7 protein-coding genes are annotated in these 8,140 nt (G+C 57.0%); 2 read left to right on the top strand and 5 right to left on the bottom strand.

What is annotated here, in order from left to right; translation table 11 throughout:
• Both FXV83_RS39635 and FXV83_RS39630 read right to left on the bottom strand, forming a co-directional pair.
• The coding region (locus FXV83_RS39635; protein WP_148745479.1) for an MASE1 domain-containing protein at positions 1-1,283 on the bottom strand (1,283 nt) is incomplete at its 3' end.
• Between the two features lie 605 nt (positions 1,284-1,888).
• Complete coding sequence (locus FXV83_RS39630; protein ID WP_148745478.1) at positions 1,889-2,182, bottom strand: GYD domain-containing protein; 294 nt, start codon at positions 2,180-2,182, stop codon at positions 1,889-1,891.
• Positions 2,183-2,561: 379 nt separating this feature from the next.
• On the opposite strand from FXV83_RS39630, the gene FXV83_RS39625 reads away from it, so the two are divergent.
• On the top strand, positions 2,562-3,233 hold the full coding sequence (locus FXV83_RS39625) for a phytochelatin synthase family protein (RefSeq protein ID WP_148745477.1): 672 nt from the start codon (positions 2,562-2,564) through the stop codon (positions 3,231-3,233).
• Between the two features lie 733 nt (positions 3,234-3,966).
• Here FXV83_RS39625 and FXV83_RS43320 read toward each other — a convergent pair.
• On the bottom strand, positions 3,967-4,116 hold the full coding sequence (locus FXV83_RS43320) for a hypothetical protein (RefSeq protein WP_187436481.1): 150 nt from the start codon (positions 4,114-4,116) through the stop codon (positions 3,967-3,969).
• 302 nt (positions 4,117-4,418) lie between these two features.
• Entirely contained in the window at positions 4,419-4,640 is a 222-nt protein-coding gene (locus FXV83_RS39615) for a hypothetical protein (RefSeq protein ID WP_148745476.1), read from the bottom strand.
• Positions 4,641-6,117: 1,477 nt separating this feature from the next.
• Between FXV83_RS39615 and FXV83_RS39605 the strand changes: the two genes are divergently transcribed.
• Positions 6,118-6,876 (top strand): methyltransferase domain-containing protein, encoded by a 759-nt coding sequence (locus FXV83_RS39605; RefSeq protein WP_148745475.1) that lies wholly within the window; start codon positions 6,118-6,120, stop codon positions 6,874-6,876.
• Between the two features lie 123 nt (positions 6,877-6,999).
• Here FXV83_RS39605 and FXV83_RS39600 read toward each other — a convergent pair whose 3' ends face one another.
• Positions 7,000-7,653 carry an FkbM family methyltransferase gene (locus tag FXV83_RS39600; RefSeq protein ID WP_187436480.1) on the bottom strand — a complete coding sequence of 218 codons (654 nt, stop codon included), beginning with the start codon at positions 7,651-7,653 and terminating at the stop codon, positions 7,000-7,002.
• Between the last annotated feature and the right edge of the window lie 487 nt (positions 7,654-8,140).

Here is an 8,140-nt window from a genome sequence, read left to right as displayed (position 1 = left end):
TTTCTGATGCGCCAACCCTCGACTTCGTGCTTGCCTCTTTGGATTGCCGACTCCAATGCGTGGGTTGGTGAGCCCGCGCGGCGTTCATCCGGTCGATAAAATGTCCCAAAATGCTTGCCAATAATGTCTTCCGGGGTGTAGCCGATGATTTTTTCTGCGGTGCTGTTCCAACTTGTAACGTGCCCTTCTTTATCAACGGCAAAAATTGCATAGTCGACAACGCCTTCGATGAGAACTTGGAAGTGGCGTCTAACGCTGTCGAGCGCCAAATTTTTCCGTTCAATCTGACGGTTCAGTTGGTCCTGAACAGAAAGCAAATGGGCTTGAGTATTTTGGCGTGTCGCAATTGCAGCAGCCAAAACAAGAGGCGGCACTGGTACGCTGATCGAAAGCACAAGTAACGATAATAGGGCTCCGTTCGGATCCGTTTTCGGAAATGGATCGCTACCTACCGAGAAACCCCACACGGCCATTCCGAAGAAAATGAGCGCGGCCGTGGCGACGTTGCATCGATTGCCGCGCAAACCGGCCCACATCAACGGTAGCAAAACGAGAAAGCCAAGAAGGCTCCGATACGGCAGCAGCACGTTGAGGTCGTTGCCGATAAGATCACTGCCGATGAGCGGGCTGTAAGCAACGATCCCGATTATGCTCACGAGAGCAAAGACGGCGATAGATTCCAGCAGATTCCATTTGGAGGAACGAGGTAAGGGCTTCATCGTCGGGAGCACGACGACCGGAGCAATCACTAACGTCCCGGCAGCGTCTGCAAGCCACCAGGTCAACCAGGTGGCGACAGAATCGGAAATGACTGGCTGGCCGGCGAAAATGACTCCTGCCAGAGCGATGGCGGAACTGATGATCGTGGTCGGCGCAAAGGAAATGATTGCAAACTTCGCGATACCAGAGGGGGTACCAAACGTCTGGCGACCGTTCGCGCAGCGACTAATCAGCCATGTCCCGGCAAACGCAGCGAGGAGAGTACCGATCCCAATGGAACCCAACTCCAGGAGCGATCGGTCGGCCATGAGGTAGGGCGAAAGAGACCCCACCAAAATCGCGGGCCAAATCCGGTAGCCGCGCAGCAGGACCAGCGCGAGCGCAAACCCGGTCGGTGGCCACAGTGGCGTCGCGGCCGGATTCACTGCGGGCAAAAATTGCGCGGACCCGGCAAGGCCAATGTAAGTCGCGGCGACCATAAAAAGCTCGACCGAGTAGGTTGCAGCACTCCGAGCGCTGCCAAAAGCGGAAATGTTGACTTTATCAACCCGCGCCCTTTCCATCACAAGCCTTTGCGGTGGGCACCTCAAAAATCCGGTGGGGGTCCCGGTCCACCGTCCAATGTCACCCGAAAGAGGGTGATCGCATTCCCACTACGTCGACGACCCGCCAAACACTCAATTCAGTTTTGACCAAAGCAGGGCCGCTTGGCAACTTTCGGAACGCGGGGCCCTCCAGCAGTACTACTGACCTAATAGCGGAGGTGCAGGAGGAGACGAAAGGGTGCACGGCGGCCCCGGAAGCACGAACAGGTCGGATCCTGCTGCACGTCAGTGAGATCATCGGCAATCATTTTCTCCGTTGATGATCAGCTTTCGTCGCTCGAATGACAGCTTTGGGTCTTGGCTGTGTGAAAACGCCAGGACGCTTGGCGGCGATAGAACAAGTTATTCGCTCAGACTGTCTTCGCGGTCAAACTCGCAAGCGCATTGAACTTAGATTCTAGCTGAGTTTCGATCTTTCGCGTTTTCACGCAGCCAGGGTCAAAAGCGTTGTTTTGAAGGTCGGCTTGTCACTTCCGGTCTATCGTCAACTTCAGACATGTCGCTGCGCTGTGCTGGCCGACGCTATGTGCCAACAACTGACCTTTGTTTTGATTTGCTTTAGCCTACGCAAGTCCCGCGATGATCTTGTCAACGTCCGCTTCCGGGAACACCTTGACCGAAGTCGTCCGTACGTTCCCGATGGCGGCCAGCGACAAGAGAAACTTGGCCATGGCCTCATCGTCGGTGGCCTCGGTGTGGATGATGAGGTCATATGTTCCCATGGCGAGATAGCCGGCCTTGATGTCAACGCCAAACTTTTTGCCCAACTCCCTGGCGGCCGCTCGACGCTGCGGCATTTCCTTGATGCTCCGAACACCTTGCTCGGTAAAATTGCAGAGAAGCATGTACGTGGACATGACAATTCTCCTTTTACAAAGAAGCAATGGACTTAACGGATCCACGTCGTGGATTATGCCACACTGCCTGACCCCGCCCAACCACCAAGATCCCCTCAGGGCGGTTCGAAAGCGGCTAGGGGTCAATCTCGACCGAATTGGGCTGTCCGCGTGTCGTCGGGTTTTAGCGCCGTTAGCAGCCGAAGTGCGGACTACCCTCAATTTCGGAAATATTCAGGCGTCGCGCAAACCGTCGTGAAGGGCCATTAGCGACCATACCCCCTCCACAGTCTGATGTATCCTAGAGTTGAGCTGCTTATCGGGACGTGCCGAGGTCTTACCAGAATTGAGGCCGATTGTTTAAGGCGGAAATTATCCGGTATCAGGAGCTCGCGCCGCAATGAAGTTGAAAACCAAGGTTTGGACGGCCGCCCTCGCCGCCGCAATGGCGATCGTCCTCGCCCTGGGCGGTGTGGAAGTAATCGTAAGCCGAACAAAGGTTAGCCCAGAGGCAATTGAGTTATCGGTGATCCACGCAGATGACGCTGTCGAACGCGCGTGGAAGTTGCCGGCTGCCGCATCATTTAGGCATGAGGTTTCTTGGCAGTCCAACGCTTCTCTTTGCGGCCCGTCCAGTCTAGCCAACGTATTTCGTTCGTTCGGCGAGGAGGCCGCAAGCGAAAGATCCGTTTTGGCCGGAACGGGCCCTTGCTGGACTGGCTTCTGCATAATAGGCCTGACGTTAGATGAGCTTGCTGGTCTCGCGCGCGCTAAGACACGTCGTAGCGTGATCATACTTCGGGACATGAGTGCAGAAGAATTCCGAGAACATCTGAAGCGCTCCAATGATCCAGCCCACCGTTACATCATTAACTTCGATCGGAAGATGATCTTTGGAGCGGGGGGTGGCCATCACTCTCCGATAGGCGGATATCTCGAAAACCGGGATCTGGTTTTCGTCCTGGACGTCAATCGCGATTACCGTCCATGGCTTGTGGAGCGCACGCGCTTGTTCGATGCATTGAATACTTGGGATGGGGATAAGAAGCGTGGCATGTTGCTGATCGAGTAGCTGCCCGCTTGACCGAGTGACGTGTGACGTCCCGGTCTCAAAGAGTCGGAGTGGATCAAAAGCGGCGGTCCGGCGTTCGCATACGGCAGGTGCGATCTACCCTTGATAGCGGACCTACCTACGCCCGCGACGCCAACTATCCGTGCGCCGATCCGGTCCCTGATGGAGTTCGCGAAATTATCAGGACGCCGCACACGCCCATCTCGCGAGCGGCAAAGCCGCACCGTTGAGCCTCGTGGTGGCAGGCACCACCCGTAAATTTCCCAAGTGTTGGCAGCCAGGCGCACTGGTTAAGTGGTCGGCAGGGTTTGAGCGCCGCACCATGAAAGCACCGAAGCCAAAGCAATGGGCCGAGCACGAGGTCAAGCAATTGTTCAAGCTGGCCCGGGCAGGAGCTGGCGTATCGAAGATAGCAGCCGAGCTGGGCCGTCACGCCGGATCAGTGAGGCGAATGGCAAGAGCGATGGGGATACTGTTGAAGAAGTAGCCCCGCGCCTCCTGCCGGCGGAATGAGGGCCGCAGCGCCAAGCCCGATGAATGTCAGAATAATCGGCGGATAGCAGCCGTCTGTTTCGGCAATACTTCGTCGAACAACTCAAGAGTGCCGCCGCCAAAGCCAAAAATTCAAGTATAGCGCGAAACGACTTACCACTGGCTGCAAACACAATTGGATGCAACGCGACCTAAGACAGTCGGCAGGCCGAAATTGCTGCCCGCCCTTTGCATGATCCCGCTACTCGTTGGGTGCTTGCAGCGCCGTCTCTAACTCGGCAACGATGTCGTGCAGGAGGCCGAGTGCGAGGGGATCGGTGACGTCGCGCTCCATCATGCGGTAGCGCATGATCTGATCTTGAAGCTCTCGCTGATCCTCGTCATCGTCCATAACGCGCTCCGCAATTAAGAGAGACGCCGAACGAGCGCGGATGGTTGCGGGAACTTTGAAAAATACTAGCCGGAATTGAGGCGTCCTATGTTCCGTGCCGGATCTGTTCAGAACATCCCGATCAAGGCAAAAAAGCGACCTCGATCAGGAACGTGGTGCCCATAATGGCAACGGTGAGAAACACGTCGCCTGCCGGTAGATGGGTCATTGTGCGCCTCGCAAGTTGCGAAGCCCCGAAGCCAATAGCCAACCTCCCGACATTGGGAATGTTTCAGTTCCAAGCGCGTTTAGGCACAAGATGCCTAACGCATTTCGAGTTCCCTGATCGCCAATGCCGCAATTTCCGCCGGGGCAAGGACATCGCTTTGCGCAATCTGGATGATCTTGCTCGCGACCATTTCCGTGAGCGGGTCGTCGCGATCCTGGACGCACAGCGTATGGAGCGCCCGCTCGTAAGCTGCCGTGATGCGGCTGACCATTTCCGGCTTTAGATCGACGGTTTGTAATCGCAGGTAGGTAGACATTTCTTGCCTCCTAAGCCCACGCGGGAGCGCATAATAGCATGGGAACTCGGTTAGCGATCCGTAGAAATGCGAATGCGCCGCACCAGCGGGCGGACCACGAACAAAAAGAACGGCCCTCGCAGGAGCAACGAAAGGCCTTACGCGTTTAAGGCGGCAGGGAAGCTGTGCACATCCAGAGCGGTCGCAACGATGGCGGACAGCCCACCAACCCGCGCCCATGGTTCGGCCCCGGATCTAAACCCGGAGCATCGCCGGGCGATCTGCGACGAGATCGGCCAGCAGCTTCGCGGGACGCTTGCGGACGATCTCACCCCGTTACCATCGCGTCTGGAAGGCATGGTGGAGCGGCTGACCGAATTAGACGGCGACGCACCGTCTCCCGCGCTGCATCGCCAGGGCGATGCGCCATCCCGGCCACTCTCGAAATTTGTGTCGGCGCTTTGGCGGGTCCTCCGAAGCGGGCCTTGAAGCTCGGGGACGCGCGACCGCACCCCTTTCGGATATCTGGCGCGGGCGTTTCCTCGCTTTTGTTGCTCCGGGAAATAGATAAAGGGCCGGTTAGAGCATGTTTGGCGGGCGTGGCGGGCGCTTTCGCAGCCCGATCGCTACAAATTTTTGTCGCTGTTACGTGGGGCCTATGCCCAAGAGCGCGAGGCGGTGCTGCGGCAGCATGGCGGCCGAGCCGATGGGATGAGCGTGACGAGGTTCTCTGACCTGGCGCTAGTGAGGCCGACCTTCAACGGTATCGGCCATAAACACTCGCTGATGGCTTAGCGGCCCGGGGGCTACGCGGCCGATTTTGTTTTTTGACCCCGCGCCCCGACGCTACTAGCGCAGCAGCTCCGGTTTGCCCCAATAGCCGCCGCGACGACGAAGGCGGCGAAAGTCCGGGTTGGGTCAAAACCGGCGGTAGACGCTAAGCCGGATCGGCATCCGGTTTGCCACTGGCAGCCGACATGACACGTCTTCAGGCGACCTTCGCCTTCGGGGCCAACAGGCGACATCAACCGTCGCGGCGTCCGTTCAAGCTTTCGTGCTCGATAGGCCAAATTAAGCACGCGATTAGGTAGGCGCCATCTTCGTGCGTAACTTGCATTCGATCACGACCAGCCAAGCCGCCATAGCCGTGCTGTTCCGCGTCATCAACCGCTACGTCGGCAACTTACCGCCGATGCTTTGGGCATGCGGCCACCGCCGCGCACGCGCTGGACCGCCAGTCGCCAAGATACGCAATACGTCGCCGTACTGGCGCGGGGGCTCGAGCCCCGAACGGCGATGCCTCGTTCTCGCCGACAGCTTCGCGGTGCATGCGCAGAGCGCAACTCGGAGACCAAAAATAAGCATGGCATTTGGTTCCGGCGGCCGCTGTTCGCATTTTGGGAGGGGGAACGCTCTCGGAACCTCTCGATTGATGAGTTGAGACGGCCTTGACGCCACGCGGCGGCGTGTCGCAACGTCGGTTTGCGGAGGTGCCGACATGGAGAATTCTGTAGCTGGGTACTACGGATCGCATTTCTTCAAGGAGCAATCAGGCGGGTCTTTCGAGGCTGCGTCGGTGATTGTCCCGTTGATTCTTCGACTCTTCAAAGTGAATTCGGTCGTTGATGTCGGTTGTGGCGTCGGGGGCTGGTTGCATGAATTCGCTACGAACGGTGTAAGCGATTATCTCGGAATTGACGGCGACTACGTGCCACGGGATCAGCTCAGAATTCCGTCCGAAAGGTTCAAACCTATGGACCTTCGAGCCATCACCGACGTCGGCCGCAAATTCGATTTGGCGTGCTCGTTAGAGGTCGCGGAACATTTGCCCGAGAGCAGCGCCAACGAATTCGTTTCCGCCCTCGTGGACGCCGCACCCGTTGTGCTGTTCTCCGCTGCGGTCAAAGGTCAAGGCGGTAGAAACCATCTGAACGAGCAGTGGCAATCCTATTGGGCAAAGCATTTTAGTAGCCATCGTTACGTTGCATTCGATTGCGTCCGACCGCAGATATACCGTGATCGCCGGATTCTGCCTTGGTATAGACAGAACCCTCTCGTGTATTGTCGGGAGGGCTATTATCCCGAAGGTTATTCCCCTGTAACCAGCACCTTCGATCTAGACCGCGTCTTGCCCGACTACTTTGAGTATAAGCTACAGGAAGTCACTGAAGGCAAAAGTGCGGCAATTGCGCTGAGACATCTGCGCGGAAACCTTGGGGTCCTGGCGAAAGCAGTGAGACGTCGCTCCGGCTTCTAACGCCTCGTTGCCTCGCTGCAGAGTCTTATAACGAGGGGAGCGGGACGCCTGGATGCGAGCGTCACGGGGATGAGGCGAGGCGCTGCCAACGGTCATCTTCGACTCTGCCTTTGCAGAAGTCGATCAGGCGCGCTCGAACAAGATGTCGTAATAGGCCCCACCGGACGCGCGCTTTGCAAACCGGTCCTTGCGCTTCACCAGAAAACCAAAAGGCTTCAGATACGAGCATAATTGGTCGACCGTCGCACAATTCCGATATGACTCGAAGTCTGCCGCTTCGGTCTTAATGAATCTGAATTGCCGTAGAATTTCCTTCGCGCCCTGCAGAACCAACAATTCCGAGCCCTGAGTGTCTAATACAAGAGCATCGTATCGACCGGGATCAACCCCCCACGTTTCCAGAGCGGTCTTCAAGGTCGAAGACTTCATGCTGATGTCGCGGATGTAATGTACATCCGGCCAAATGTCCTTGTGGCTGTGCAAATCCAGAATGGACGACGAAAGGCCGCTATTGTTCGCGACATGAAAAGTACAGGATTTGCCATCCGCATCCGCGATCAGCGCATTGATTGCCGTCTGGTCTGGCAGGGAACGGACGTTTCGTTGAAGGCTTTCGAACTGTTCTGGTATAGGCTCTATCCACGCCACTTTGAGCTTGTGCCGCGTGTAGAGGTCTCGTTCTTGACCAGTATTTGCTCCGACATGGATCACGCCGGAACATAGCTTTAGATAGTCGTTTGGATCACCGTATAAGCGGCGGGAGATGTAGCGCCGCAATCTACCAGCAATGTGTCGTGGAGCCGAAAGCATATTCTACCTGTTCTTGTGGCCTGAACAGCTCATGGGACAATTGAACCTGCCGCAGGCAGTCAGGTGCACCGTTGGGCCGGTTTAGGTATCATCAATGTCGGGCGCGCCGCACAGTTCCAGTAAGTTCAGGGCAGTGGCCCAAGGCAGAATGGGAAATCGAGCAAACGGGAACTGGAAGCGACCCGTTAAGTGTCTGTTTCGGGGTCATTATTCGTTTTGACAGTGTGACCGACGCTTCAGGTCTTCCCCGGGAAGCGGACATTCACCGAACCGGTGGCTAGGTCTTAAACGAGCCAGAGGACTAAACCGCTCGCGCGGTAGGGCGCTTGGGGCGGGCATCTAGCGACTATCGAGGGCGTAGCGTGCGGAAGCGTCCTGTCTTGAGATCGAGGGTATCCCTCCGTTGAGGGCCGCCTTGTTTAATGGACGCGAGCGCAGGTCCTAGGGGTAATCC

The organism is Bradyrhizobium hipponense (assembly GCF_008123965.1).
GTDB lineage: Bacteria > Pseudomonadota > Alphaproteobacteria > Rhizobiales > Xanthobacteraceae > Bradyrhizobium > Bradyrhizobium hipponense.
The sequence above is the reverse complement of the archived record's forward strand: the minus strand, read 5'-3'. Positions and strand labels throughout refer to the sequence as shown.

What these genes read in the sequence shown, in the direction of transcription:
- FXV83_RS43320 (WP_187436481.1), bottom strand. Translation starts at nt 4,116, where the DNA reads ATGGACGATGACGAGGATCAGCGAGAGCTTCAAGATCAGATCATGCGC.
- FXV83_RS39615 (WP_148745476.1), bottom strand. Translation starts at nt 4,640, where the DNA reads ATGTCTACCTACCTGCGATTACAAACCGTCGATCTAAAGCCGGAAATG.
- FXV83_RS39625 (WP_148745477.1), top strand. Translation starts at nt 2,562, where the DNA reads ATGAAGTTGAAAACCAAGGTTTGGACGGCCGCCCTCGCCGCCGCAATG.
- FXV83_RS39605 (WP_148745475.1), top strand. Translation starts at nt 6,118, where the DNA reads ATGGAGAATTCTGTAGCTGGGTACTACGGATCGCATTTCTTCAAGGAG.
- FXV83_RS39630 (WP_148745478.1), bottom strand. Translation starts at nt 2,182, where the DNA reads ATGTCCACGTACATGCTTCTCTGCAATTTTACCGAGCAAGGTGTTCGG.